The sequence below is a fragment of the Chlamydiifrater volucris genome, from assembly GCF_902806995.1.
Lineage (GTDB): Bacteria > Chlamydiota > Chlamydiia > Chlamydiales > Chlamydiaceae > Chlamydiifrater > Chlamydiifrater volucris.
This window is the reverse complement of the sequence record NZ_LR777654.1, coordinates 916,152-941,690: the sequence shown is the minus strand read 5'-3', so window position 1 is coordinate 941,690 and position 25,539 is coordinate 916,152. Positions and strand designations below refer to the sequence as shown.

The following is a 25,539-nucleotide window of genomic DNA, read 5'->3' as shown; positions in this document are numbered from 1 at the left end:
TGTGCTCCAAGCTGGGAGATCTTGTAAAGAATGAGCAAGTCAGGGCAAGGGAAATGGTTGTCGCAGTCTCTGATTCTTAGCATTGCTTTGAATGTCGTTTTTTTGTTCCTGCTATACTCGGCCGTTTTTCGCAAAGATATTTATAAGCTGAACCTTTTCAATGGGCCTATGATAGCTAGGACACGATCTTCTGCTGTATTCCCAGATAATTTTATAGAAATCATGACTTCCCTCCCTCTTGGAGATTTATTTACCTTGTTGGATTCTGAGGGTACAGTTCACGGGAGGCCCTTGAAACAGTTTGCATTGGGGGCAGCGGTTTCTTTTCATCATTTTGACATAGTCAAGGCTGTTGAAAAGCCCGTTTCTATGGTTGAACTGGAAGAGAAAGGGAAAAAAATTCTCGTTCCCGAGGGATTGAAGGAGTTGGAGTACAGCTTGGCAAAGAAATTTTTTGCTGAGGAAAAATATCCTTACACCTCAAGAGGGTTGTTTATTTTACTAAATCAAGGGTTACAGTCAGGAAATGTTTCTGAAGAATTGATAGTAGCATTTTGTTCGACTCCTGAGTTTCTTTATCTTCGTAATTTACTTGTTGGAGCGGAAGAGAAGGTTTCCTCGTTAGCATCCTTGGTTCGTATGGTAATTTTGGGGGGAGAAGAGGTATTTTTTTCACTTTGTTCGGAAAAGTCTAGGGCAACATTGATTTCTGATGCTGCTCGTCGACAATGTTTATCCACTTATCTTAGAGCAGAATTTCCCTTGGCTTCGCTTCTTTTTTTGGTTCACGACTCAGACTACGTTGTTCATACTTTCCCGGATGAAAGGCTGATAAAATTTCTGCGAATATTACCAATGAGTTCTCCTTATGCAGAAAAGTTTTGTTGTCAAATTCTTTCCTCTCCACGTTCTTCAGAGGTGAAAGTGGTTGCTCAAGCTTTGCTCTCGAAAGAAGATGTTAGGAAGAGAAATGTTAGAAGTGGGGATACCCTTGGGGACTCGAAGGAATACATAGTCAAGGAAGGGGATTCGTTGTGGTCTGTGGCTAAAAAGTTTCGTGTTAGCGTTGATGCTCTATCCCAAGCTAATGGAATGAAGACTAGCAAAATTCTTCCTGGCAATCGTTTAAAAATTCCCTGCGGGTGATTCTTATAGGGGAGGATCCTCTTGGAGAGCTTCTTCTACGGAAGTTCCAGGGAGAAAATCTGGACCTCCAGGGTGCCACCCACCACATTTTGCTATCCTGCAGCTGATCAACCATAAGGCTTTTTTGGTTTCGTAGTGATGAAGTGCTTGTAGGGCATAGAAGGAGCAAGAAGGGAAAAAACGGCAAGAGTACCCGAAGAAGGGGGAAAGTAATTGGCGGTAGATCTTTATTAAACTGACTAAGATTTTTTTCATTTTAAATAACATTGAAAACATCTTTCAAAAGAGCTACTGAGAGTTCTAACATAATTAAGCATATTATCGTCCACTCCAAAGATGAAGAATGTTGGTGGTTCAGTTGATCGTTTAAAATTTCTAATAGATCTCCAAGGACTGTAAGCCTATGATTGAGCACATTGATGCGAGATTCTATATCTAAACAAAGGAACACATCTCGGTAGATGGGTTGAGTTTCTGGATGTTCCCAGAAAAAGTCAGGCTCATCAAGAATATCTGAGTGCAAATTTACAGAAGCTTTATCCAGGAATAATTGACCTATCCTTTTCCCTATTGTTCTCCTAGACATTCGGATATGCCCTTTAGTGGCCAAATCTTTGGGCAGTCTTTTAGAATTTTCTATAGTTTTATAAATAGTCTCCTCAAAAATGGTTAGCTTGACTGATTGGGCCAATCCAAAAGAAATTGCTAACTTGGTGTTAATGGAAGAATCGGATAGAACTAACTTATCTCTTCGTATTAGTAATTTTTCGCCATAATCGAATTCGTATTTATCAATCTCTGGGTGTTTAATAATTTCTTGGGAGGAGGAGGTTAGCGTCTGTAGCAATCGAATTTCCTCCTGTTCGTTCCACCCCCAGAAAACAGCTGTTCCGTAAGAAAAGAAAACAGCTATCATGTCAGGGTTCTCGTTAGAAACTATAAGCACGTATTCTCTCGAAAGAGTAGTTGTGTAGTGAGCTTTTAGCAAATGAAAGAGGACATGTAGATTATAAGCGGAAGCGGTACAATAAGCTGTGCAACGCATGATGAATTATAAAATTTTTTACCCCCAATGTACCTGATTTCTTTATCTTCGGAAATGTTTTTTTTCTTGTTCAAAACAGGTAAAGCTTTGTAAGCTTTCTTCTTGCTGAGTTCGGTAGACCCGGATTCCTTTGCGGGAGTGGCGGAATTGGTATACGCGCTGTCTTGAGGTGGCAGTGGAGCAATCCTTAGGGGTTCGAGTCCCCTCTCTCGCAGCATCTTTTCGCTGTGTTTTTGTCATTGCCAAATAACGGGATATCTTGAGATGGTAGGCTTTTGGATTGTCTCAGGAGTTGTTTGGAGATGCGCCGGTTCTTCGTTACTTGTTTCAAACGTTTTTTACTGATTTTCTGTGTAAGTCTTTCTCCGTTAGTTCTCTTTGGTGATATCGTTGCTGGACGCGATCTCAATGTTGGGGTCTTTAGAAACTCACAAAATTTTTCTTATGGAGAAGAAGAACTCTATGTGGAGAGGTTTGATTTTTCAGGAAAATATCCTGATTTACAGGACATCGATATTGATGCCAGAAGAAATAAGAGAGTTTTTTTAGATTGTTCTGGACAATTTCCTCTTCTGAAAACGATTTCTTATGAGGGAACGTTCGGAGTACTGAATGGAAATTTTACTGGAAATTACGAAGCTTTGGACTATTTATCCATCCGTTGTACTTCCTGCAAGATTAATCTCAGTTTTGAGGGGCTATGGAAAAAAGATGCGGTAGTTAATATCCGTAATCGTTCGGAGCCCATTTGTCTGCGATTACCTAAAACTGTCGGGGTTATAGTTCAGACGCGTACTTCCTTTGGAGGCAAAGTGAATATTTCTCAAGAGTATCGGCAAAGGAAAAAAGGTTTTCGAAATAAAGTATTTTATAATGAATTAGCAGGAACGTTTCCGACGATCACTTTTGACATACAAACTTGTGATGGAGGAAGTATCACGATATTGTAAGTTTAATCTTCTATGATAGTGTTAAAAAGTTCAGATATAGAGTCTTTGAGGCACACATCAAAATTTGCTAACTCTTCAAGGTCAGCAAATTTTTTGCTGGTAATTAGGGCTAGCAGGAATCGCTCTTCGTCTCGAGAAAAGAGGATACTTCCACTGGGACCATGTTCCGGGCAAAACCGGTACCCCTTGTAGCGCCGTACTGCATCTGCCAAATGTTTCCCACAAGAACGACAGTGTGGGGAAGCATCTAGGATCCCCTCGTACTTCATGAGTTTCAATAAAAAAGCTGATGCTAGAGTCTGAGGATATTTAACTTTTGTCATTCGGTACAAAAGATTTGCGAATAGAATATACAAGTCTTTAGAAGGTTTTTCTTTCCACTGGGTAGTCAGAATAGCTTCGATCATTTTCCCTGCAGCTAGTAACGCTCGGTAGTTTGTTTTAATTTCTAGGTAAGGATTAATGATTTCAGCTTCTGTAAAGCGTCTCATTTTAGGTGGGTGATAGGTAAATGTATAGTAAGCTTGGGTAATGGGAAGTAAGGTCTCTCTTTCCGTAAAATTAGGAGATAGTCCGCTTTTGGCAAACACAGTGATAAGTCCTGAGGGGGTGAATATGGTGGCTATGCAGCCTTGCTTTTCCATAGGGACCGTTTTGAGAGAGATTCCGGGGATTCTTACGAGCATAGAAAATCAGAAAGCTACATCGTTATTTTTGGGGTTTATACTGAAGTAATAATTCATTAAATCTGAAAAATGAGGTAGTCCTTTAGAAAATTCGAAAGTTTGAGTTTCTGCGTTGAAGAACCCTGTTAAATGTTGTTTGGAAGATGTTAGTGCTATACAAGGAGCACCAATAAAGGCGTTGTACCCCAGAATTTGAAAGACTGTTTTTTTGTTTAACACCTTTGACTTGCATTCAATCAACAATAGAGGTTGAAAAGGGACACAGAGTTTTTTTTCGCCCTGGTAATTGTAAGATTTAGGAGTAACAACCAAGATGTCCATTCTCCTATGAGGGAGCTTGATGTTTTGATTTTTAGTGAAAAGGATGGACAAAGTACGTAGCTCTTTTTCCAAGATGAGAAGATTTTTAGGGTAGCCCAATTCTGTAGTGAGCAGCTGAATAACTTTTTGTCTGACAACTTCTTCAGGTCTTAAGGATTGACCTTCTGCATCAGAAGTCTGTGTTTGGATGATAAGCGGGTTTTGTTCTGAGAACATGGTCAAATTGGAGGGTACTAAGAAGATAAAGATCTGGAGCTTTCCATCAATACGGCTTACAATAACAACAGAGTTTCCCTCATTATGCTTGTTAAATAAATTTTGGATAGTAAAACAGAACTCATGTTGACCCTAAGACCAGAAGAAACGCACCGAAGAGGGCTCGAACCTCTAACCACCTGGTCCGAAGCCAGGTACTCTATCCAATTGAGCTATCGGTGCTCAAAGAACCAACCTTGGGAGCAAGTGTAATCAAAGAAATAGAGAAACTCAAGAAAAACTCCTAAAAACCACTAGTTTAATGCTAAACTTTCGGGAATTATGGTTTCAGAGTTTTCTAAAATAATAGCACGTTCTATCACGTTTGAGAGTTCGCGGACATTTCCTGGCCAATGGTAATCCAACAAAGCTTCTTTTGATTCTTGCGATAAGTTTTTAATTTTTTTTCCGTTCATTTTACAAAATTTTTTTAGAAAGAAAGTGGCAAGGGGAAGGATATCCTTACGACGTTCCCTGAGAGGAGGAATATGGATAGAAACGACATTAAGGCGGTAATATAAATCTTTTCTAAAAGATTTATCTTCTAGGGCTTCCTGCAAATCTCTATTTGAAGTTGCTAGGATTCTCACGTCCACGGAAATTGTCTTGGTTCCTCCGAGGTGTTCAAATTCTCTCTCTTGGATAGCTCTTAGGAGTTTGGGTTGTAAATTGATAGGGACTTCTGTGATTTCATCAAGGAGTAAAGTTCCCTGGTGAGCAAGTTCGAATCGCCCAGATTTTTTTGTTGCGGCCCCTGTGAAAGCACCCTTCTCATGTCCAAAGAATTCCGACTCCATCAAAGTGTCTGGGATTGCTGCGCAATTTACTTTGATGTAAGGCCCCTGGGCTCTGAGGGAATTATTGTGAATGAATTGAGATACAACTTCTTTCCCACAACCGGATTCGCCATGAATAAAAACATTAGCTTTTGTCTGCGCTACCTTTTTTGCCTGTTGAAGAAGATTTTGCATCTCCTCGCTCTCAGCTATTAGTGGGTAGTCGGAATTTTCAGATGCTTGTGATTTGAAGAAAGAATTTTGTGATAAAATAACTTTATGTTCTTTAGCCTTATCTATATAAGCCATCAAAGCTTCGGAAGAAAAGGGCTTTGTTAGGTAGTTGAAAGCACCTTTTTGAATAGCTTCTACGGCATTTTCAATAGTTCCAAAAGCTGTTATGACAAGGACGGGAGTTTCTGGCGCGCTCTTTTGAGCTTCAGCAAGAACATCAAGGCCAGATCCATCAGGCATGTTCATATCGGAGATGATAAGATCAAAGGTATTTTTACGAATGAAAGACCGAGCTTCTTTGGTATTTGTTGCTGTAGTAATTACATATCCTCTGGAACTCAACAACTCCTGCAAGAAATCCCTAAGGATTGGTTCATCATCGACAATGAGAATAGATTCTATGATCATGTATCAAAGACTTAGGGTATTTTTATCACAAAAGCTGTTACGTTGTTCGTCGAAGAAACAACAATTTCTCCTCCGTGCATGCTGATGACTTTTTTAGCTTCAGGGAGTCCAAGACCGTTTCCCGAAGATTTTGTGGTGAAGAAAGGAGTGAAGAGATTTTTTTGCACTTCTGGGGGTATGTTTTCTCCTTGATTGGTGACAGATATATCACCGTTTTCTTCTAAGCTTAAAACAACAGGGGCATTGGGGTAAGAAGCTTCGCAGGCATTTTTTACAAGGTTCCATAACACAGATTTCATTCTGTCTGGGTCTATAGATTTTGTTATAGGGGTGCTGACCTTTATTTCTTGTTTGTAAGAAGGGAAGGATGAGGACAGTAGAGGGTGTAGGGAAGATATGAAGTCAGATAAATTTGTTGTTTTTAAATTTAATGGATTGGGTCGAGTGTATTCGAGTATAGATGACACTAAAGAGTTTAAGGATCGTGTGCCATCGACAATAGATTGAGCCATACGTTTATGTCTGGGGGACGTAAGCTCTTCCCTAAGAAGAGAGGCAAAGCCTTCAATGCCTGTTAATGGATTACGGATTTCATGGGCTACAGTTGCGGCTAATCGACCGATTTCTGATATATTTTTATATCGCTCTAAAGCGTTTTCAAGCTGTTTATACATAGAGCGATCTCTGATCATGACAAACAAGTAAGGAGAATCATCGAGATCATTTCCTCCGCACCTTCGAACAAAAATTTCCAGATCTTTTGATAACTCTCCATCTTCCAAATTAAGAGCCACTGTCTTGGGTGCAGGGAGGTGTTTTAGTGCTTCAGAGACGGAGAATCCAAGGAAGGAGTCAGGGAAAATATCGAAGAAAGATTGATGTAATAGGGGGTAGTTTTCTGGAAATCCAAGGATTGTTTTTGCTTCTGTATTACATACGGTTATAGCTCCGTTCTCGGAGATTAGGAAAATTCCATCAGGGATAGACGAGAGAATATATTCTGTTTCTCGTGAAGATTTTTTTAACCTGGAGATTATAGAGTCTAATTCTGATCTAATTTTTCTTCCTGAAACAAGGTCAGAGGATTTAGGTGTATGAGAACGAGAACATATTTTTGTAGAATGGACATTATCGTTCATAAGTTAATGCTTTGCCTTCTTTGGGTATAATGGGTTTCATCCAAAGATAAAACTTTTTCTATCAGCAGACGGATCTCTATCAACTCCTGGTGAATTTTTGGAGAAGAGGTTTCCTTGAGATAATTCTGGAAAGATTCTAATTCCTCGTCGACACGTTTGATGCAAGAAAGAAGTATTCTTTTTTGTCGTAGAGATTGTTCCAGGTCTGAGAGTGAAAGAGAACTTTCAGCCTCTGTAAGCTTTAATACAGCTAAGAAGAATCCCTTCTTTTTCTTCAGAAGATATAGTGGAGATTCTTCGTCCATTGTATCAAAGAACTTCTAGAGATCGTCTTCCCTTAGAAAAGACTACCTGTTATTTTATCGCAACTTGAAAAAACGAAACAAAACAGAGGTTATTGAGACAAAAGGGGTAAAGGGATAAAAAAACTGCCGGTGATCGGACTCGAACCAACACCTTATTGCTAAGAGTAGATTTTGAGTCTACCGCGTCTACCATTCCGCCACACCGGCACAAAGAGTCTACAAGGATAGGAGATTAGCAATATATAAGGCAAGGTCTTTTAAGGAAATTGCCGAGAAGTTTTACACAGTGGGTACAGCGTCTTCTCCATAGGAGGTTTCTATAAAAACTTTAACTCCGTTTACCAAGGGCTCAAAGGTAAGCGAAATTTCTTTATTCTTGATGTGCCGGGGAGAAGAAGAGAATACATGTTCGGTAGAGGAGTTTTTTGGATACATTTTTTTCAACTCGGGAAGCATTTTTTCTATAAAGAAGAGTGGGGAGTTATCACTACCGGGATCGGAGGAAAGAATAGTTAAGATAGCTGCGTCTCCGGATAGGTGTTTAGGGTGTAAAGGATCTCCTACGGATTTTTTGAATAAGAAGTGTCGTTTGCAAGAATACCCTTCTTCGATGGTTATGGTATGTTCCTTACAAAAGGTGCGAAATATAATAGATACCGAACGAATAAGCTGGGGATTAATAAATTCTTTGCCGTTTTTTATAGGGAGTCCGTGAGAGAACAGACCTTTGCAATCTTGGAAAGGAGGATGTTCAGATATTCTATCAGCTCCCCTACAGTAGAAGGAATGTTTGGTAATTATTTGAGAGTGAGGAGATTGCCAGGTGTATTGAGGGAGTGGCATGGGGTAGATGGCGGGATGAAAAATCACTCCAGAGCCCTTTTGCGAGGTAATTCTTTCGGCTACAGTAACTCCTCTAAAATGGGAATGATTTTGGCAGCCTGATAGAGAAGACAAGGCTACTAGCAAAGAGGAAAAATAAAGAGTTCGCCTAGCAATGTTATGCAAATGATCAATCAAAGAGTCCTCACAGATTTTATCCTTAATTATTAAAAATTTTTCATTTGTTTAGCCTCATAAAATATCTTCAAACGAATAAGATGGTGAGGCAATATTAGAGAGAATGAAAATCAAATCAACTGGGTAAGCTTTTGAGGTTCGATTATGAAGATTAAGGTGGAGAATTATCAGGTTTTTCTATTTGATTTCGATGGTTTGTTAGTAAATACTGAGACACATCATTTTTCTGCTTTTCAGAAAGCCTGTTCAGAGTTTGATTTTTCTTTTTCAGCTGACTTTTCTTTGTATTATCAGCTTATTTCTAAGGGTAGGTTTTTTTTAAAAAAATACCTTGTAGAACTTTTCCCAGAAGCAGACTCTCTTTGGGATAAGATTTATTGTAAAAAAGACGAAATCTATCGAGAATTACTTACGCTTTCTCCACCGCAATTAATGCCTGGAGCAAAGGATTTAATAGAAAGAATCAGTGCTGAAGGAAAGATCAGCGTACTTGTCACAAATTCTTCAGGTCATTTTGTGGATAAGGTAACAAAAGACCACCCAGTATTGCGAAAGCTTTCTTTTCGCGTAGTGAGAGAAGATTATTCCAATCCCAAGCCGCACCCTGATTCTTATATACTGGCCTACAGCAGGTATGTATCTTCTAATGATCGTGTAGTGGGTTTTGAGGATTCTATTAAGGGGGTTCAAGCACTTTCCTATATAGATGCAGATATAGTTTGTGTGAATAGAAACAATCCAGTAGATGAAACTATTCTTGGTAAAAAAAGTGGGAATTTTTACTACCTACGTTCCTTAGAAGAAGTAGGTTAAAGTTTTTGAAAAGGGTCGGGGGAATAGAAAACTTGGAATAGTGTGAGCCCTTTGCTTGGAGCTGTTTCTGGGGTTAGTGTTCTATCTTTCGTAGACAAAAGCTTCAAAACAAGTTCTGGGGGGCTCTTTTTCTGCCCTATGTGTATCAGAGTGCCTACTATGTTTCGGACCATTTTATAAAGAAATCCGTTCCCCAGGCAACGTATTTCTAGTAAAGCTTCATCAATGAAATTCAAGGATAAAAAGTAAATGGTGCGTACTGTGGATGCATATGTCCGACCACTGTTGGCAAACGCCGCGAAGTCGTGTTTTCCTAAGAAGTAGGAGGCAGCTTTTTGCATAAGTTGAATATCGGGCTGAATGGGAAGGTTATGAACGAAATTGTAACGTAAAGGAGGGGGTTTTTTAAAGAAAGAAATGTAGTAGCGATATTCTTTTTTTTGTGCACTATACCGAGCATGAAAAGAAGCTGGGGCTTCCGCAATTGATGTTATAGAAATTTCTTTAGGAAGAATAGCGTTTAGCGCTAATAGGAGTTTAGAAGGTGAGTTAAAGATGGGGGCGTTCCCTTTTGAGAAATGGGCAACTTGACCGCGAGCGTGCACCCCAGCATCAGTTCTCCCAGAGCCGATTACGGAGATTTTTTCTCTAGATATTTGTAGCAAAGATTTTTCTAAGGATTCTTGGATAGAGCATTGTCGTGGTTGTTTCTGCCAGCCGCAAAATGGTGTACCGTCGTATTCTAATCGGATGCAAATTTTTGGTTTAGCCTCGGTCATAAGATCGACTCGATAAGTTTAAGATCTTTAGAATGGGTGACTTTTATATTTGGTCGTTCAGTTAGTACAAAGTGCACGGGGAGACCAAGTAGTTCTGCAGCAGAAACATCATCTGTTAAAATTTTATTTAATATTTTTGCCTTTTGTATTCCTGAAGAAAGAATATTTTTTTTAAGGCATTGAGGGGTGTGAGCCACAAATAATTCTGAACGATCAAGAGTTTGGACTTTTCCGTTAACTTTGCACCGCCTTTTTATTGTGTACTCAGTGGGGGATACGAGAGTGGATGCACCACAATTTTGTGCTGTAAGGATGAGTTCCTTTACTTCGTCAGGGTAAACAAGAGGACGCGCTCCATCGTGGATAAGTAGGAGGGAGTGAGTCGTTTTTTGTAAGCCGGAGAGGACCGAATCTTGCCTTTCTGTGCCTGGGTCAGCAAAAAGAACAGGAAAAGTGTGAAAAAGTTCTTGGTACTCGCGTGGGCATACAACGATAATTTCTGCAATTTCGGGAATGGTCAAAAATATCTTTAGGGAATGAAAAATAAGCGGTTCCCCCTGAAGTGGTACAAACTGCTTAGGAATATCTGCTTTGAATCGAGATCCTTTGCCTCCGGCAAGAAGAACCAGAGAGACATGCTTTGTTAACGTTGTTATTGCTTGCATTCTAAGAAGAGAATTTCAGGTTTTGACCCGAAACGAATTCGTTTAAGTCCGCCTAATCCACGATTCACATATAAAATTTTACTGTCGGGGAGGATGTGTTTTCCTCGGCAGTATTCTATATTTTGCAAGCCAGAAAGTCTTTGGAAAAATTTCTTCATGATGAACGGTGGGAAAATTTGAGGGCCATGTGTGTGACCGGAGAAAACCCATTCCCCGGGATAATCTTGTAGTAGTAACGCACTGTCAGGGTTGTGAGTGAGAATGAACCCTGGGAAGTCCTCTTTATAATTAGCGAAAGCCTCTTTGGGTAAGCATCTTTGAGCAAAATAATCTCCTAATCCAACAATATTTAGTCCTATAGGTAGAAATACTGATTCATTATGTAGCAGGGTAAAAGGAGTCTCTTTAAGCAAAGAAGAAAGTTCTTTATGCACAGGCACATGAGCTGTTTCTGGAGAAAACTTCAACGGTTGCTGCCTGTTTCTTAAGCACCCCCATATGGAAGAGAGAGCTCTGTGGACAGCGTGACTCTTGTCTGGAGCGATAATATCTATCAAGCCTTTTGCTGTTCCTGAGATGTATTTGGAATAGTCATGGTTCCCAAAAACACAGAAGGCTCCCAGCTTGGATTCCAAAGAGCATAAGAAGCCGAGAAGCTTATCACGATCTTCGATCTGACCTCTCCGCAGGAAATCCCCTGAGAACAAGACGACATCTGGGTGTAGACCTCGGACTATGCTGCCAACTTTCTTTAAAAACCCTCGAGGGACCTCTTCTCCACAATGTAAATCAGAGATTTGAACGACCCTGAGCCCATCTAGCTGAGAGTATTTCCTAGGGAGCTTCCACGTTTTGGAAGTCACCTGAATAAGATTTGGCTCAACAAGAGAAGCCCAAAAGGCCGCTCCTAAACAAACGGAAGCAGTGGGGAAAAAGAACTTTAAAAACATTTAGGGATTACCATAAGAGCAGACTCAAAAACCAAGACTGCTCTTATCTTGCAAATACATCTTTAGAAATGACGTTTATTTAACAATATGTACGGACAAACGCTTTGTCATCTCGAACATATCGATAGCAGCCGAAGTTCCGAAAACTTTAGCTAACTTTTCGTCAGGCAAAATATTTCTTTTATTCTTTGGATCTTGGCGGCCGTTCTTCTTTATGTATTCCCAAAGCCTCTTTATGATATCCGTCCTTGGCATAGGGCCGTTACCCACAATTGCAGCTAGTTCGGCGCTGACTTTTACAGGTTGCATAAAAGCACTGTTCTTATTTTGACTCATCGGTTTCGCTCCTAGTAAATATGTAAGAAAGGTCTTAGCCCTTCGTCGCAAACTTTTTATCTTTAGCCATGGTTTATCGTCAAAGCAAAAAGTCGATATAATTTTATTTCTAGAGGTATTTCGGTGCAATTTGGAAGAAATTTTTCTTTTACACGAGAGTAAAATATATTGAATCCTCGTAGATTGACTTTATTAATTCCTATTCCTAAAATCCCTCTCTCCTAACGTGATAGTAAATTTCTTGGGGTAAGGGTTGTGGATGACAAACTTTCTAAGCAGTTGCAAGTTTTGAGCCAACGACTGGATGCAGTCGGGAGGTCTCTTTGACCCCGAGAGAATGGCTAAGGACATAGAGCGGGGAGAACTAGAAACTCAAGAAAGTAATTTCTGGGATAATCCGCATCGGGCTAAGGATGTTCTTTCTGGATTGGCGGAGAAAAAACGTCGATTATCTTCATTCCAAGAGGTCCAAAAAAGATTTGATTCGGTCAAATTTTTTTTGGAAGATTCCGATTCGTTGGAGGACGCTGATCTCGTCAATGAGCTGCTCGTAGAGGTTGAAGTTTGCGGGAAGTTACTTACAGAATTGGAAGCTAAGCAGAGACTTTCAGGAGAAGCTGATGCTAACAATTGTTTCTTAAGCATTAATGCTGGAGCAGGGGGTACGGAGGCTTGTGATTGGGCCGAGATGTTGTTGCGTATGTACGATCGATGGGCTACTTCCAAGGGATGGCGTACAGAAGTCTTGGATCGCTTGGACGGGGAAGTTGTGGGCATTAAGAATATCACCCTGAAGATTTGTGGCCCGTTCGCTTACGGATATGCAAAAGCCGAGAGGGGAGTGCATAGATTAGTGCGTATATCTCCTTTCGATAGCAATGCTAAAAGACACACAAGTTTTGCTTCCGTGGATGTTTTCCCCGAAATTGACGAGGAGATAGAAATAGAAATTAATCCCTCAGATTTGCGTATAGATACTTACCGATCTTCTGGTGCAGGAGGTCAGCATGTCAATGTCACAGAGTCTGCTGTGAGGATTACTCACCTTCCTTCGGGGATTGTTGTGTCCTGTCAAAATGAAAGGAGTCAGTTACAAAATAGGGAAAGTTGCATAAAAATGCTTCGAGCTAAGTTGTACCGAAAAGTACTTCAGGAGCGTATGGAAAAGCAAGCATTGGATAGGAAAGACAAAAAAGAAATTGCTTGGGGATCTCAGATCCGGAACTACGTTTTCCAGCCATACACGCTCGTTAAAGATGTTCGGACTGGTTATGAAGTGGGAAATGTTCGCGCTATGATGGACGGCGAATTGTTGGATGATTTTATAAACGCATACTTAACAATGTTTGGAGAATAGCGTGATGAAAGAAGAAACTTTCAGGCTTAGCATCCCAGGTTTAACCATTAGGTACACCGTTGCTGAAGATGGGGAGTACATGAAAAAATGGCTTAATGATCCTAAAATTTTAAGAGGATTCCCCCTCAAGACAGAAAATGAAATTCGGGATGCAGTAAATTTTTGGGTCGGGTTTTACCGCTATAAAAGCAGCTTGACTGCTCTTATGAACGGAGAAGTTGCGGGTGTTGCTACTTTAGTTTTGAATCCCTACGTCAAGGTTGCTCATCACGCATTGATTTCTATTATCGTTGGTGAACCTTATAGAAGTAAGGGGATAGGGACTGTGCTACTAAATAACCTTATCCATCTTGCTAAAAATACGTTTCATTTAGAGGTCCTCTATTTGGAAGTCTACTCGGAAAATCGGGCCATTTCTTTGTATGAACGATTTGGATTTAAAGAAGTCGGAAGACAGAAGCGTTTTTACAAGGATGAAAAAGGATATTTGGCCAAAATAACTATGGAGAGAGATTTGTAGGTTCATGAAATCCTCTGAATTGTTTGTTCGAAAGATTTGTTCATTGGTGACAGAACCTGTTCGCGTGCGCACTCATAAGGGGGTTTCCACCTTGTTTTCTTTTTGCTTTCGTAGACGAGTACTTTCTCTTCAGGAGAAGCTATTATCTGCTCCGTTGTGGATGGCAGAGATTATTGCAGACTTCATTAAAGGGAAAAAACTTTGTAGAAAAATAAAGCAACAGTTAGAAGCACATGTTTTTTCCAATCCTGCGCCTATTCCTCTAGATACTTCGCCTGGAAGGGTTCATAATCTAGATGAGTTATATCAGAGAGTAAATGAAGAGTATTTTGATGGGAATTTGCGGTTTCGTATTGGGTGGTTCGGTCGAATTTTAGGGAAGACACGTAATTCCATTACACTAGGGACGTTTCATTGTGAAGAAAAGATGATAAGGATACATCGTTCTCTAGATCGGGAAGAAGTTCCTTCTTTTTTTTTAGAATTTGTCATCTATCACGAAATGGTTCATGGAGTCGTGGGTGCTAACAAAGGAATTTCTGGTAGACGTAACATTCATTCGGTAGAGTTTAGAGAAAGAGAAAAGTTATTTAAGAAATATCAAGAAGCAGTAGCTTGGGAGAAGCAACACCAACACATATTATTAATGAGCTAGGTAGGTAATGGCAGGACATAGTAAGTGGGCTAATACTAAATATAGGAAGGAAAGAGCCGATCATAAAAAAGGTAAGATTTTTTCTCGTATCATAAAGGAGCTGATCACAGCAGTGAAAGCTGGTGGCCCTGACCCTAAAGGGAATCCTAGGCTTAGGATGATCATTCAAAAGGCTAAGGATCAAAACATTCCTAACGAAAACATCGAACGAAATATTAAAAAAGCTTCCTCCTCAGAACAAAAAGGATTTGAATCCGTTGTTTATGAGCTTTATGGATACGGTGGAGTGGGTATTGTTGTCGAAGCTATGACAGATAATAAAAATCGAACGGCTTCCGATATGCGTATAGCTGTTAACAAGAGAGGAGGGGCGTTAGTAGAACCTGGCAGTGTTTTATATAATTTTGAAAGGAAAGGTTGTTGCAGTGTGCCTAAGGACTCTATTGATGAAGAGTCTTTGCTTTCTCTTGTTATAGAAGGGGGAGGAGAAGATCTTACTTCGGATGACGAGGAGTTTTTCCAAGTGTTTTCCGAAGTGTCCGCGCTTTCTGAAGTTAAAGAAAAACTCGTTGAAGCAGGAGTTAAGGTCTCCGAAGATGTGTTAGTTTACAAGCCTTTAAGGATGATAGATTGCAATGAAGAGGATGGGCGAAATAATCTTGCCCTCATTGAGTGGCTAGAAGGAATTGACGACGTAGATGCCGTCTATCACAATATGGCATAAGATTTTCTAAAGAGAGATTCCTTTTGAAAAGAGATCTCTCTAACTTAGCTATTGATCCTTTTTAGAAGCGTTTTCGAACATTTTCGTGAGGGCCTTTACCGCTCCTCCTTGAGCGTTGATTTGTTCGTTGGTAGAAGGCGCGCTACTTTGTCCTTCAGTTCGTACTGTTTCCGTATGTACGATGCCTCCGGACCCCGTTTCCTCTCTGAATCTGGATACGACGCTTCCTAAAGATGAGCCTACATTTCGTGGCTGTCCTCTTCCTCCCGTTGGATAAACGCTGTCAAGATGCCCTCGGACTTCTTTTAGTAAATCTCTAGTGTTTGTTTGCAATCCAAATTGTTTACCCATCATCTTAACAGCAGTGTTGGCAGGCTGTGGAGGAGTGGCTGTTGCTTGACCAGTCCCAGTTCCACCTTTTGCTATTCTTGCTGCAAGGTTAGATGGTTTTGGTGGTACGGGAGGTGGGGAACCCTTTTTGTTGGACACACCCTTTCCTGAACCATCGTCGCTTGGATTGGTTGCTTCATTTCTTACCAGCTGGGCTGTTTTAGCTATACCGCCGGAAATTGTGGCTGTAACAAAGCCTTCATTTCCACCTCCAGGACCTCCTGTGGCGAATGTTCCAGAATCTGCTCTTCCGGCTTCAGCTTCGGAGATAACTTCTCCCAAGTTTCTGTTAACGTTCACAGGGCCCTCATGACCGCCTCCGGGATATACGACATTCAAGTGGTTACGGACCCTACTTAAAATATCTAAGAGCTCTGCGCCGTTATCGTCTCCTCCAACACCTTTACCTTTTCCTGAATCATCGGAGGCTTTTGTGGAAGAATCTGTTTCATCTGTACCTTCAGCTTTTGATGTATCGTCTTCAGAAGAAGTCTCTTGGACATCATCATTATTTCCTCCGACGCCTCCAACACCTCCATCATCTGTGTCGGGATCTTGGGGACCATTGACTTCAGAAGTATTATTTCCTTCCTCAGGAAGTCTTACTGTTGGGACCCATGTTCCGTTCTCACTAGTTCTGACAACGTTACCTAAATCTTGGCTTCCTAAGTGATGATTGCCGTTTTCATCGTAGACGGTATCAAGATGTTGACGAACATGTGAGAGAAGAGTTTTTAACTCATTAGAAGGCAACACGTTTACGTTTATTCTTCCTCCTCCTACTGGTGGTGGTGGTGGGGATTCATCTTCTGCACCGCTTCCTTCTTCTTCTATTTTACCTTCAACAACTTCTTCAGATTTTGTTGTTTCTTGTGTTTGATTAGAATTATCGACATTATCACTGCCTTTTGTATTGTTATCTCCACCACCAACATTATTGTTATTGGTGTTAGTGATATTGATATTGATAGCGGGCATTTGGAAGGGAGGATAGGGTTGAGGCTGAGGTTGTTGGGGAGATGGTGTCTCTGAATCGAAGTGGAAGTCTGCGTCCGTAGGTCGTTGTGTGTTTTGCCAGCTAATGGGTTTTAATCCACCAACATCTTTAAATATTTCTTTATTAACTTTAAGTTCTGCGCCACGTCTCCATGCTGAGGGAGTATAGGTGGCCGAATTTTCTTTAGTATTCCACGGTCCGTAAGCAACAGCCGTCTTGAATTTCATATTGAGTACTAAATGGGAATAATCGCCAGTGGCTCCGGATTTGCTTTCTAGACCCGGTTTCACAACGTTATTCCAACTACTTTCTAATTCTTTAAATCCAACACAGAATTTAGCTATGCAGTCTTCCAATACTTTGGGATTTGTAAGATCTGCCTTTGTTCTTCCATTAGTGACTTTTATGGATTCGGCAGTGCTCCAATCTCCATTTTTTACGAAAATGAAACTGGATCTGGCTTCATCTACGTATACATAGTGTCCAGCCTTTGTTTGCATTTTTCCTTGGACATTGGGATTTTTTAAAAATTCAATGATGGAGGACTTGCTGGTTGGGTCATAGGAGGGTATAGCGTTTTGTGGTAGTCCTCCTGGTCCTACTTGATGAGCGGCCTCAGTATCACTCATTTCTGATCCCCTGAGTCCGTATAGGGAATCCAGAGATCCCTCACTTGTTGTACTGGAGACAGAATCGCGACGTCCTCCGGCAGCCTCTGTGGGTCCTCCTAGGTCTTCGTTAATGGCATCTAAGGTTTCAGATCTTTGTGGCCCAGAGCCTTCTTTAAAGAATAGTACGGAACTAGATGCTGATTCTGTTTTGTCGGCTGTAGAAGTAGCTTCGGTGCTACCGGACGTAGAAACTTTTACAGACTCTCCGTTGACTGTCACTCCTGAAACATTTCCATCAGAAGAAGTGACGGTTACATTGCCTGTTCCCCCGGTTTGTTCCAAGGATCCTGTTGCTACAGTATTTGTTGTTGTTGCTGTTTCAGAAGTTTGTCCTGTAGCTGTTGTTGTTACGGAATGTTCGCCAATACCGCCTGTAGCTGTTGTTGTTGTTGGAGTTACTGGTATATCGACATTGACGCCTTGATTATTTCCTATGGGAGATGACATATTTCAAAAAATAATTACGTTTTATTAATTTGATTTTAATTTAATTTAATTTTTTTAATTAAACCTTAATTTTTTTGAAAAAACTCGAAATAAACTCATAGGTTTTGTTTTTAATAATTTGAGTAGTGATAGAAGTTTGGTATGGAAAAATACACGACAATTAGGGATATTTAGTTTTGCGCAGGCCTTGCCGATGAACGAGAGAAACTGAAAATTATGAAAACATTAGAGGTGTTTGGCGGATGTTCTTTAACAGGAACAGTTAAAGTTTCTGGAGCTAAAAACTCTGCAACAAAACTATTGGTTGCATCATTACTGTCTGATCAAAAATGTGTTCTTAGAAACATTCCTGATATTGGAGACGTGCGGTTCACAGTAGACCTGTGTCGTGAAGTGGGGGCCAAGATCGAGTGGGATAAGAGATCTCAGGTTATTGAAATTCAAACTCCCAAGATAGTTACAACTAATATATCCTCATGTTTTTCTAAAGTTAATCGCATTCCGGTTTTGCTTATAGGAGCTTTGTTATCAAGAACAAGGCAGCAAGTCATAGTTCCTATAGTGGGTGGGGATGCCATAGGAGAGCGAACAGTCAACTTTCATTTAGAAGGTCTTAAGTGTCTAGGAGCTGAAGCGTTTCTGGACAAGAGGGGTTATTGTGCGCACGCAAAAGAGGGTTTGGTAGGAGCTCACATAGAGTTGCCATATCCTTCCGTAGGTGCCACTGAAAATTTGATATTTGCTGCTGTAAGGGCTTCTGGCAGAACTTTAATCAAAAATGCTGCTTTGGAGGCAGAAATTATAGATTTGATCATGTTCTTCCAGAAGATGGGAGTAACTATTACCACAGACAATGATAGGACTATAGAAATTTTTGGATCCCAAAGTTTTAACGAGGTAGATCACACAGTGATCCCTGATAAGATTGAGGCTGCATCTTTTGGAATGTCTGCTGTGGTAACTGATGGAAGGATCTTTGTACAAGGAGCTCGTCATTCTGATATGTTACCTTTCCTTAATGGATTAAGAGAAATTGGTGGAGGGTTTGTTGTTAAGGACGATGGTATAGAGTTTTTCCGGGAAAGAACTTTAAAAGGAGGTGTTGTTGTAGAGACGGATGTTCATCCTGGCTTTCTCACGGATTGGCAACAACCCTTTGCTGTATTGTTAACTCAAGCAAAAGGATCTTCTGTAATTCATGAAACCGTTCATGAAAATCGATTAAAGTATTTGTCTGGATTGAGGGCTATGGGTGCTGATTGTGAACTCTTCTATCAGTGCTTAAGTTCCAAGGATTGTCGATATAAGGCGGGTAATTATCCTCATAGTGCAGTCATTCGAGGAGTGACACCTCTGCAAGCAGCAGAAGTATGCATTCCTGATTTAAGGGCCGGCTTTGCTTATGTCATGGCAGCGTTGATAGCTGAAGGAGAAAAAAGTATTATTCGAGGTGCTGAGTTATTGGATCGAGGGTATAATCAGTTAGTGGCAAACTTGGAGTCCTTGGGAGCAAAGATCCGCGTTTCTAAGAATCTCACGAAAAAAACTCAAGAATACGCTTTTTGTTAAGTATAGCCTAGCCCCTTATGAAACTGAGGGGCCCTTCGAGTTTTTAGAGGGTATCTAACGTCCGAAGTCCTAATAGGGACATTCCCACCGATAGAATTTGTTCTGTCAATAGGCATAGGTGTAGTCTAGACTCTTGGTATTCAGAGCCTTCTATGTGGCAGTCTCGGAAAAAGATGTTGAACTTTTCGGCTAAATCATACAGGTAGTCTGTTAACAGATGAGGGAAGAGTTCTTCTGCAACTTTAAGTAGTACATCGGGGAAGCACAAGAGTTTAAAAGCCAGGGCCTGCTCCGCTGAGGCCTTAAGAATAAGTCGTCCTTTACTGGAAAGCTTATCCAGTTGTAATCGCCTTTTAATTCCTTGAATACGAACGTAGGCATAGAGAATAAATGTGGCTGTATTTCCTTCGAATCTTAGCATTTTATCAAAAGAGAATACATAGTCACTGATTCGGTGGCAGGAAAGGTCTGCGTATTTAACTGCGTTAATGCCGAGGATCTGAGCTTTTTTCTGCGCTTCCTCTGGAGATATTTGGGGATTTCTTTCTAGTAAAATTGCCATAGCTTTATTTACAGCAGTCAACAGAAGGTCTGCTAGTTTGATACTTTCTCCTGATCGAGTCTTAAACTTTTTTCCTTGAGAATCTAGTACTAGACCAAAACCAACATGAGTGAAAATTTTCTCCGAAGACAGATAGTTAGCTGCTAGTGCAGTAGCAGCAACTAGTTTAAAGTGTAAGGATTGCCCCGCATCTGTGACAATAATGATTTTATCCGCTCGATCGCATTCTACCCGATAACGCATGGCAGCAATATCCGTAGTGTCATAGCTGTATCCACCATCGCTTTTTTGGATCATAAGAGGGATGGGGAAATTATCATGAAAAACGCATTTTGCTCCGTCAGATATGGTTACAAGTCCTTTATTTTCAAGATCGGAGACGACGTCAGCAAGAAAAGGGTTATAGAAAGATTCTCCACGCTCCTCTATGGATACATCAAGGAGAGAGTAAATTTTATTAAAAGCTCTCCTGGATGCTTCACAAATATTTTCCCAAATCTTTATGATTTTTGGATCTCCCGCCTGGAGAAGAACTACGTTTTTTCTGGACTGTGATTTAAAGTCTTCATCTTCATCAAAGCGCGCCCGACTTTTTTGATATAACAAGGTAAGGTTCTCTATATCACCTTGGTCTTGGAGATTGTTTTCTTGAATGTAAGCGATTAACATCCCAAAAGCTGTCCCCCAATCTCCGATGTGGTTGAGCTTGATAACTTCATGTCCTAAGAATGCGTAAACCTTAGCCAGACAATCTCCGATAATTGTAGATCTTAAGTGTCCTACATGCATGTCTTTGGCTGTGTTTGGAGAGGAGTAGTCTACAATTACTCGTTGGAATTTTTCCACTAAGGACCCAGGAGTCAGTAGAGATGGTAGGTGTAATAGACTTTCTTCTAAGAATGCTTGGGAAAGTGTGAAATTAATGAATCCTGCCCCAGCCACTTCGATGGTTGAAAAATACTCTTTTGGCAAATGAGACAAAACTTTATTAGCTATAGTTACGGGCGCGCACTTGAGAAATTTGGCCAGTTTCATCGCTTCGTTGCACTGGAAGTGTCCAAAGGCTTCCTTGGTAGCCAGAGTGACCTCTGGCTGAATCTTGCCCAGTTCTGGATAGGCTTTTTGAAAGGCTTCACTGCATAGTTGTTCTAACCAAGGTCGCAGCCTTTGAAAAGAATATGTCATTAGGGAATATCTCCTTTACAGCCGTTTTCGTACCACGTTTTTAAAAGTGCAATTTTATGCATGATCCTATCGATAGCTTTTCGATAGGCTTCTTTATGTGTCAGAGAAGGGTCATTGCGAATATCATCGAAGTGAATAGGGGAGCCGAAGATGACAGGGATTTTTTTAAAAATCCTAGGTATTTTCATATGGCGATTAAAGATAGCGTAGGTATTAGCCACATAAACAGGAATAGCAGGTACCCCTAAAGATATGACTAGCATTCCTGCTCCCGATTGTCCCGATTGCAAGTTCCCATCTGGTGTTCTAGTTCCTTCTGGGTAAATAACTAATTTTTTCCCATTTTTGACTACTGCTGCAGCTTCCTTGATAGAGGATAGATTGTTTTTTTTCCTTTCGATAGGAAGACAGTGAACAGATCTCATAAGAAAGTTAGAAATTTTCGATCGGAAAAGGGAAGCTTTAACAAAATGATATACGGGCCCTTTGATCGACAACTGGACTACTATGCCATCGTAATAGGAGGCGTGATTAGGGGTAACGACTGCTCCTTTTTCGGATAAATTCTTTTTTCCGTAAACTTGGATGCGATAGAAAAGGAAAAATATCAAAGCGAATAGAGGACGAGCAATGTAGTAAAGCATTATGGTTCTCTTGAGATTATTTGAAGAATTTTTTGAGTTACTTCCTGTACGGTAAGCTCAGAAGAATCAATTACGATGGCTCCCTCGGGAATTGTCAAAGGGTCATTCTTTCGTTCAGAGTCCTCTCGATCTCTAGCTATTAAAGCAGCTTTTAATTCCTCGTAGGAGACAGAGTTAGGCAGATAATCCTTAAGTCGGCGACGAGCTCGGACTTCAGGAGATGCTGTTAAGAAAATTTTTACCTGTGCTTGAGGGAATACTACGGACCCCATATCTCTACCTTCGAAAACACAGTCACCAAGTGTCGCATACTCTCTTTGCAACTTTTGCATAAACTCTCTTATTTCAGGAATTTTAGCTAAGTCGGAAGCCGCCTTTGTAACCTTAGACTCAGACAAATCTTCTGGGGATAATAGGCGCCCTTTGAAGAAAGACAGCAAAGGTTGATTTGGGGAAAATGAAAAAGAAAACAAATCTTTTTCGGCCAACAACTTGGAAGAGTCAGGACAATTCGTTTCTAGATAGGCATAGGCTAATGTTCTATACATAGCCCCTGTATTGCAATAGTTGAAAGCTAGGGCTTCTGCTAAAGCCCTAGCTACAGAGCTCTTTCCTGTTCCTGACGGTCCATCTATGGTTATAAGCATTCTTTGATAGCCTACCTTCTGGATGTATTCGGCTACTTATGCCCCAAACACTCCATTTTGTGTGAGAGAAAGGCAGAAGTATAAGACAGGCGTTGAGAGAAGTAAAGAGTCTAAATTATCTAAGATGCCACCAATAGAGGGAATTTTATTGCTGTCTTTGATGTCTGCATCTCGTTTAAAACTAGATTCTAGAATATCACCAAAGAACCCACAAATGCCCAGAATTAATCCAAAAGGGAGCAGAAAACTTGGATGAGCCACAAAAGGAACAAATTTTGGAGGGATTTGGAAGCAAAACAAAGCTGCAATGAATACAGACCCCAGACATCCAGCTAGGAACCCAGCAACAGTTTTGTTGGGGCTTAGGCTCGGAGAAATTTGTCTTTTACCAAATGCTTTTCCAAAAAAGTATCCAAAAATATCTGCACCTTTTGTAGTCGCTATTAGGAAGCTTGTCCACCATACTCCCAAATAGGGCTGGGGAGAGGAAAGAAATCCATAAAGAATTTTTAAAAAAAGATACAGGGGCACTGTAACGTAAAGAACGGAAAATACACTAGTTCCGGCTGTTGTTAGTGGGGATTTTTTTGGAGAGCAAAAAGAGAACAGAGTCCATAAAGTCCAAGTGAAGATGTAAATGCTAGGTAGCGTCCGACAGTAAGCAGGGAGTGAACTTTGCCACCGAATTACCAAGAAAGAGAGAAGTAAAGTACCAAAGGTTCCTAGGACAGGGTGATAAGTAGGCTTAAACTTGTTTTTCTTTTTTAACATTGAACAGTACTCCTGGGTCCCCAGTGCGCCCAAAAGAGAGAGAACTAAACCTACCGTCCACGACCCTACATGAGAGAGAGAAGTATAAAGCAAGAGAACTAGGAAAGTGAGTACTAAGGAATGGACGACCACTCTCTGAAAAAGATCTCCATGTCCAAAACTTTTCTCCTTACTCATAACCTATAAACCTCCTCTTCTAGAACGCTTTTGGAATGCCCAGATGGCTTTGATAAAATCCAGAGCACCAAAGTTGGGCCAAAGGACTTTAGTCATGTAAAGCTCTGTATACGCTATTTGCCACAAAAGGAAATTACTGACACGCATTTCCCCTCCGGTTCGAATTAACAGGTCAGGGTTTCCAAACTCTGCAGTATCAAGGTAAGAGCTGACAAGAGTTTCTGAAAGATCTTGTAAGGCAATTTTATTCGCCAGCAGGTCTCTATGTATTTTTTTAAATGCACGAACTAGCTCATCTTTAGCTCCATAGTTAAGAGCCAAAGCTAGCCTTAAGTACTCCTGATTTTTGGTCTCCTCTGAAATGTCGATAATTTTTTCTCGTACCTCTTCCGGAAGTCCTTCTAGGTTGCCTATACACTTAAACCTGATGCCTTGCTCTTTCATCCATGATTTTTTTTCATCGATACAGCGACAAACAAGAGAAAAAATTTGAGAAACTTCTTTGGGAGGGCGGTTGCGATTTTCTGTAGAGAATGCATAAAGCGTTAATGTTTCTATGCCTAATGCTTTAACGATGGGTATCAAATCCAAAAGAACCTCAGCACCTTTTTGGTGACCTTCGAAGATACCCTCTTTGGCTAAATCTGGAGAATTCAACCAACTCCAGCGCCTGTTGCCGTCCATAATAATTGCGACGTGCTTAGGGATGCTCTTTCTGCGTAAGCGAGAAATGAGAGAAGCAATGATTTGAGACTTTTTGGGGTTCTCAGCGTATGGCATAGGGATCGTAGAAGTGGACATGAGCTACATATTGCAAAAGATTTAGATTTTCAGAGCGTTTGTCTTAAGTCTTTTAAAACAGCTGCTTAAAACTTTAAGGAAATTCTTGGGAGGAGATCGTATAGGATACAGTGATATCTTTACAAGAGATACCAGCTTTTAGTTGGTTAAGGTTTCTTATTGGCCAGAACCATTGCCAAATTGGAGTATTTTTTTATTGTTTTAAGGAAATGGGGGGATAGATCCCTCTTAAAACTCATTCAGAGATGGTTTTTCAATTTATTTTAAAGCATGTTTTAATGTATCTATTTAGATTTCTTTATTTGACTTATAGTTATTTTACATTATTGCTTTTTTGATTTTATATCTGGGGTTTTTATGAGTGTACATTCGTTCTTTTCTAGACAAAAAGGAGTTGGTTTTATCCAGTCCGTAACACTCTCTCCTGGGGTTCGAGAGACTGCAATGCCTTCCGGACAAAAGAGTAACTGGGGTAGCTTGAGAACGAAGATTTTTTTTGCTATGTGCATGTTGGGCTTTTCTGGTTTTTTTTCTGGGGTGATCTGTTCTATGGTTTTTGTTAACCCTGCTTACCTAGTCTTGTCTCTTGTTGGGTCTATCACTTTGGTCGTCGCCTGCATCATTCTCCGTTTAACCTCTTTTTTTCAGCGAGAAGCTTTTGACATTATTCGGATTCCTGGGTCTTTGTTTTCATTTCTCAGAAGTAAAACACATTTTTTTGGCCCGTTTAGTGAAGAGACCTTTCACAAGGAACTTCGAAACAAATTTGTAGTAGAAGAAAGATCTGAGGATGTTGGGAGGTGGAAGCCTATCAAAAAGAACTCAAGAGTTTCTTTTCTTATGGGAAAGGAATCTAGGTTGAGAGAGATGTTTCTAGGAAGTTTTTCCATAGAAGTTTGCGGTATTTCTTCCGAACTTATGGCTGAAGTGGCTGGAAGAAAAGTGTTTAGAGGGAAAGGTGACATTCCTGACTGGTTTTTATCTCAGATCAATGCTTTAGATAAACTTAACTCTGTTGGGATTATTTCAGAGCCTGTCGGAAAATTTGGCTTAGCAAGTGATTTGGATGATGTTTCAGATGAAGAGAACATAAAAAGCCAGTCGGAAACATTATTCAAGCCTTTAGAAATCGTTGTTGGAAGATTCTTTGCAGGAGGGCGATACACCGAAGAAGAACTACAAGTAGCTTTTTTTCCCCTTTCAAAAATGTTTCTAGGAATGTTGAAAGAGGGCGTTTCCTTGGGTAAGTCTTCTTTCAAAGACGCCAAGGAAATAGTCTTAAATGTCACCATCCCTGATCTGTTTGTAGAAAGTGAGGCTTCTTCGCAACATTGGTTGTTAATGTTGGCTATGTTGGACGCTGTTGAAACTTTGAACAATGAGGTAAATATTTCTGAAGGCAGGAGCTCTAATGCATGTTTGGAACAGATAACTGTTTCTTTGTCTTTGGGAGATGATCCTGACGGAAGACGAAGCTCAGCTTCTTCGACTTCTTTGGCCTAGTTTTGCTCGAGAGTAAAATTTTTTTTAATCTGATTGATTGCGATATTCTTAAGTTTGACAGATTTTCTCAATACTTGGTATTTTCCCGACC

The 25,539-nt window shown here is 40.4% G+C and carries 27 protein-coding genes and 3 tRNA genes; 10 read left to right on the top strand and 20 right to left on the bottom strand.

Going from position 1 to position 25,539, the window contains the following annotated elements; translation table 11 throughout:
- The first annotated feature begins 30 nt into the window (after window positions 1–30).
- Complete coding sequence (locus KJA62_RS03925; RefSeq protein ID WP_213318708.1) at window positions 31–1,146, top strand: LysM peptidoglycan-binding domain-containing protein; 1,116 nt, start codon at window positions 31–33, stop codon at window positions 1,144–1,146.
- A gap of 3 nt (window positions 1,147–1,149) precedes the next feature.
- Here KJA62_RS03925 and yidD read toward each other — a convergent pair whose 3' ends face one another.
- Together yidD and KJA62_RS03915 are read right to left on the bottom strand one after the other, a co-directional pair.
- Window positions 1,150–1,401 (bottom strand): membrane protein insertion efficiency factor YidD, encoded by a 252-nt coding sequence (gene yidD, locus KJA62_RS03920; RefSeq protein WP_246481896.1) that lies wholly within the window; start codon window positions 1,399–1,401, stop codon window positions 1,150–1,152.
- A 1-nt stretch (window position 1,402) separates the two neighbouring features.
- A complete protein-coding gene (locus KJA62_RS03915) occupies window positions 1,403–2,191 on the bottom strand; it encodes an RMD1 family protein (RefSeq protein WP_213318706.1) in 789 nt (262 codons plus the stop codon).
- A gap of 132 nt (window positions 2,192–2,323) precedes the next feature.
- Between KJA62_RS03915 and KJA62_RS03910 the strand changes: the two genes are divergently transcribed.
- Window positions 2,324–2,405: transfer RNA gene (locus KJA62_RS03910), tRNA-Leu, on the top strand.
- 88 nt (window positions 2,406–2,493) lie between these two features.
- The gene (locus tag KJA62_RS03905; RefSeq protein ID WP_213318705.1) at window positions 2,494–3,141 is read left to right on the top strand and encodes a hypothetical protein; all 648 of its coding nucleotides are present in this window, start codon (window positions 2,494–2,496) and stop codon (window positions 3,139–3,141) included.
- Between the two features lie 2 nt (window positions 3,142–3,143).
- On the opposite strand, the gene recO is transcribed toward KJA62_RS03905, so the two are convergent.
- From recO to KJA62_RS03865, 8 genes are all read right to left on the bottom strand, one after another.
- Window positions 3,144–3,827: a DNA repair protein RecO gene (gene recO, locus KJA62_RS03900; protein WP_213318704.1), complete on the bottom strand. Its 684-nt coding sequence runs from the start codon at window positions 3,825–3,827 to the stop codon at window positions 3,144–3,146.
- A 6-nt stretch (window positions 3,828–3,833) separates the two neighbouring features.
- The gene (locus tag KJA62_RS03895; protein ID WP_213319120.1) at window positions 3,834–4,364 is read right to left on the bottom strand and encodes a type I restriction enzyme HsdR N-terminal domain-containing protein; all 531 of its coding nucleotides are present in this window, start codon (window positions 4,362–4,364) and stop codon (window positions 3,834–3,836) included.
- Between the two features lie 148 nt (window positions 4,365–4,512).
- Window positions 4,513–4,586, bottom strand: a tRNA-Arg gene (locus tag KJA62_RS03890).
- Window positions 4,587–4,657: 71 nt separating this feature from the next.
- Complete coding sequence (locus tag KJA62_RS03885; RefSeq protein ID WP_213318702.1) at window positions 4,658–5,821, bottom strand: sigma-54-dependent transcriptional regulator; 1,164 nt, start codon at window positions 5,819–5,821, stop codon at window positions 4,658–4,660.
- Window positions 5,822–5,832: 11 nt separating this feature from the next.
- On the bottom strand, window positions 5,833–6,960 hold the full coding sequence (locus KJA62_RS03880) for a two-component system sensor histidine kinase NtrB (protein ID WP_213318701.1): 1,128 nt from the start codon (window positions 6,958–6,960) through the stop codon (window positions 5,833–5,835).
- Window positions 6,957–7,265: a hypothetical protein gene (locus tag KJA62_RS03875; RefSeq protein ID WP_213318700.1), complete on the bottom strand. Its 309-nt coding sequence runs from the start codon at window positions 7,263–7,265 to the stop codon at window positions 6,957–6,959. Before KJA62_RS03875 ends, KJA62_RS03880 begins: the two co-directional genes overlap by 4 nt.
- A gap of 124 nt (window positions 7,266–7,389) precedes the next feature.
- Window positions 7,390–7,472: transfer RNA gene (locus KJA62_RS03870), tRNA-Leu, on the bottom strand.
- A gap of 72 nt (window positions 7,473–7,544) precedes the next feature.
- The gene (locus KJA62_RS03865; protein WP_213318699.1) at window positions 7,545–8,285 is read right to left on the bottom strand and encodes a hypothetical protein; all 741 of its coding nucleotides are present in this window, start codon (window positions 8,283–8,285) and stop codon (window positions 7,545–7,547) included.
- A gap of 144 nt (window positions 8,286–8,429) precedes the next feature.
- Here KJA62_RS03865 and KJA62_RS03860 point away from each other — a divergent pair, with 144 nt between their 5' ends.
- Entirely contained in the window at window positions 8,430–9,098 is a 669-nt protein-coding gene (locus tag KJA62_RS03860) for an HAD family hydrolase (RefSeq protein WP_213318698.1), read from the top strand.
- Here the strand turns inward: KJA62_RS03860 and truA are convergent.
- The 4 genes from truA to KJA62_RS03840 form a co-directional block, all read right to left on the bottom strand.
- Entirely contained in the window at window positions 9,095–9,877 is a 783-nt protein-coding gene (gene truA / locus KJA62_RS03855) for a tRNA pseudouridine(38-40) synthase TruA (protein ID WP_213318697.1), read from the bottom strand. The genes KJA62_RS03860 and truA overlap by 4 nt on opposite strands.
- Window positions 9,874–10,542 carry a 2-C-methyl-D-erythritol 4-phosphate cytidylyltransferase gene (gene ispD / locus KJA62_RS03850; RefSeq protein WP_213318696.1) on the bottom strand — a complete coding sequence of 223 codons (669 nt, stop codon included), beginning with the start codon at window positions 10,540–10,542 and terminating at the stop codon, window positions 9,874–9,876. The genes truA and ispD overlap by 4 nt, the downstream gene beginning before the upstream one ends.
- On the bottom strand, window positions 10,530–11,492 hold the full coding sequence (gene lpxG / locus KJA62_RS03845; protein WP_213318695.1) for a UDP-2,3-diacylglucosamine diphosphatase LpxG: 963 nt from the start codon (window positions 11,490–11,492) through the stop codon (window positions 10,530–10,532). The genes ispD and lpxG overlap by 13 nt, the downstream gene beginning before the upstream one ends.
- A gap of 75 nt (window positions 11,493–11,567) precedes the next feature.
- Window positions 11,568–11,828, bottom strand: a complete 261-nt coding sequence (locus tag KJA62_RS03840) for an SWIB/MDM2 domain-containing protein (RefSeq protein WP_213318694.1) — start codon at window positions 11,826–11,828, stop codon at window positions 11,568–11,570.
- 255 nt (window positions 11,829–12,083) lie between these two features.
- On the opposite strand from KJA62_RS03840, the gene prfB reads away from it, so the two are divergent.
- The 4 genes from prfB (at window position 12,084) to KJA62_RS03820 (ending at window position 15,084) form a co-directional block, all read left to right on the top strand.
- A protein-coding gene (gene prfB, locus KJA62_RS03835; RefSeq protein ID WP_246481895.1) for a peptide chain release factor 2 occupies window positions 12,084–13,185 on the top strand; the annotation gives its coding sequence in 2 pieces (ribosomal slippage) (window positions 12,084–12,148 and window positions 12,147–13,185; 1,104 coding nt in all).
- Between the two features lie 4 nt (window positions 13,186–13,189).
- Window positions 13,190–13,705 (top strand): GNAT family N-acetyltransferase, encoded by a 516-nt coding sequence (locus KJA62_RS03830; protein WP_213318968.1) that lies wholly within the window; start codon window positions 13,190–13,192, stop codon window positions 13,703–13,705.
- A gap of 4 nt (window positions 13,706–13,709) precedes the next feature.
- Entirely contained in the window at window positions 13,710–14,360 is a 651-nt protein-coding gene (locus KJA62_RS03825; protein WP_213318693.1) for a SprT-like domain-containing protein, read from the top strand.
- 7 nt (window positions 14,361–14,367) lie between these two features.
- On the top strand, window positions 14,368–15,084 hold the full coding sequence (locus KJA62_RS03820) for a YebC/PmpR family DNA-binding transcriptional regulator (RefSeq protein ID WP_213318692.1): 717 nt from the start codon (window positions 14,368–14,370) through the stop codon (window positions 15,082–15,084).
- Between the two features lie 48 nt (window positions 15,085–15,132).
- Here KJA62_RS03820 and tarP read toward each other — a convergent pair whose 3' ends face one another.
- Window positions 15,133–17,589, bottom strand: a complete 2,457-nt coding sequence (gene tarP, locus KJA62_RS03815) for a type III secretion system actin-recruiting effector Tarp (RefSeq protein WP_213318691.1) — start codon at window positions 17,587–17,589, stop codon at window positions 15,133–15,135.
- Window positions 17,590–17,805: 216 nt separating this feature from the next.
- On the opposite strand from tarP, the gene murA reads away from it, so the two are divergent.
- Window positions 17,806–19,158, top strand: a complete 1,353-nt coding sequence (gene murA, locus KJA62_RS03810; RefSeq protein ID WP_213318690.1) for a UDP-N-acetylglucosamine 1-carboxyvinyltransferase — start codon at window positions 17,806–17,808, stop codon at window positions 19,156–19,158.
- 43 nt (window positions 19,159–19,201) lie between these two features.
- On the opposite strand, the gene argS is transcribed toward murA, so the two are convergent.
- The 5 genes from argS to uppS are packed head-to-tail and all read right to left on the bottom strand — an operon-like array spanning window position 19,202 to window position 23,924.
- A complete protein-coding gene (gene argS / locus KJA62_RS03805; RefSeq protein ID WP_213318689.1) occupies window positions 19,202–20,905 on the bottom strand; it encodes an arginine--tRNA ligase in 1,704 nt (567 codons plus the stop codon).
- Window positions 20,905–21,549 (bottom strand): lysophospholipid acyltransferase family protein, encoded by a 645-nt coding sequence (locus KJA62_RS03800; protein WP_213318688.1) that lies wholly within the window; start codon window positions 21,547–21,549, stop codon window positions 20,905–20,907. Before KJA62_RS03800 ends, argS begins: the two co-directional genes overlap by 1 nt.
- Window positions 21,549–22,196, bottom strand: coding sequence for a (d)CMP kinase (cmk, locus tag KJA62_RS03795; RefSeq protein WP_213318687.1), 648 nt, complete (start codon window positions 22,194–22,196; stop codon window positions 21,549–21,551). Before cmk ends, KJA62_RS03800 begins: the two co-directional genes overlap by 1 nt.
- A gap of 36 nt (window positions 22,197–22,232) precedes the next feature.
- Complete coding sequence (locus KJA62_RS03790) at window positions 22,233–23,144, bottom strand: phosphatidate cytidylyltransferase (protein ID WP_213318686.1); 912 nt, start codon at window positions 23,142–23,144, stop codon at window positions 22,233–22,235.
- Between the two features lie 3 nt (window positions 23,145–23,147).
- Complete coding sequence (gene uppS, locus KJA62_RS03785; RefSeq protein WP_213318967.1) at window positions 23,148–23,924, bottom strand: polyprenyl diphosphate synthase; 777 nt, start codon at window positions 23,922–23,924, stop codon at window positions 23,148–23,150.
- Window positions 23,925–24,302: 378 nt separating this feature from the next.
- On the opposite strand from uppS, the gene KJA62_RS03780 reads away from it, so the two are divergent.
- A complete protein-coding gene (locus KJA62_RS03780; protein WP_213318685.1) occupies window positions 24,303–25,448 on the top strand; it encodes a hypothetical protein in 1,146 nt (381 codons plus the stop codon).
- The last annotated feature ends 91 nt before the right edge of the window (window positions 25,449–25,539 follow it).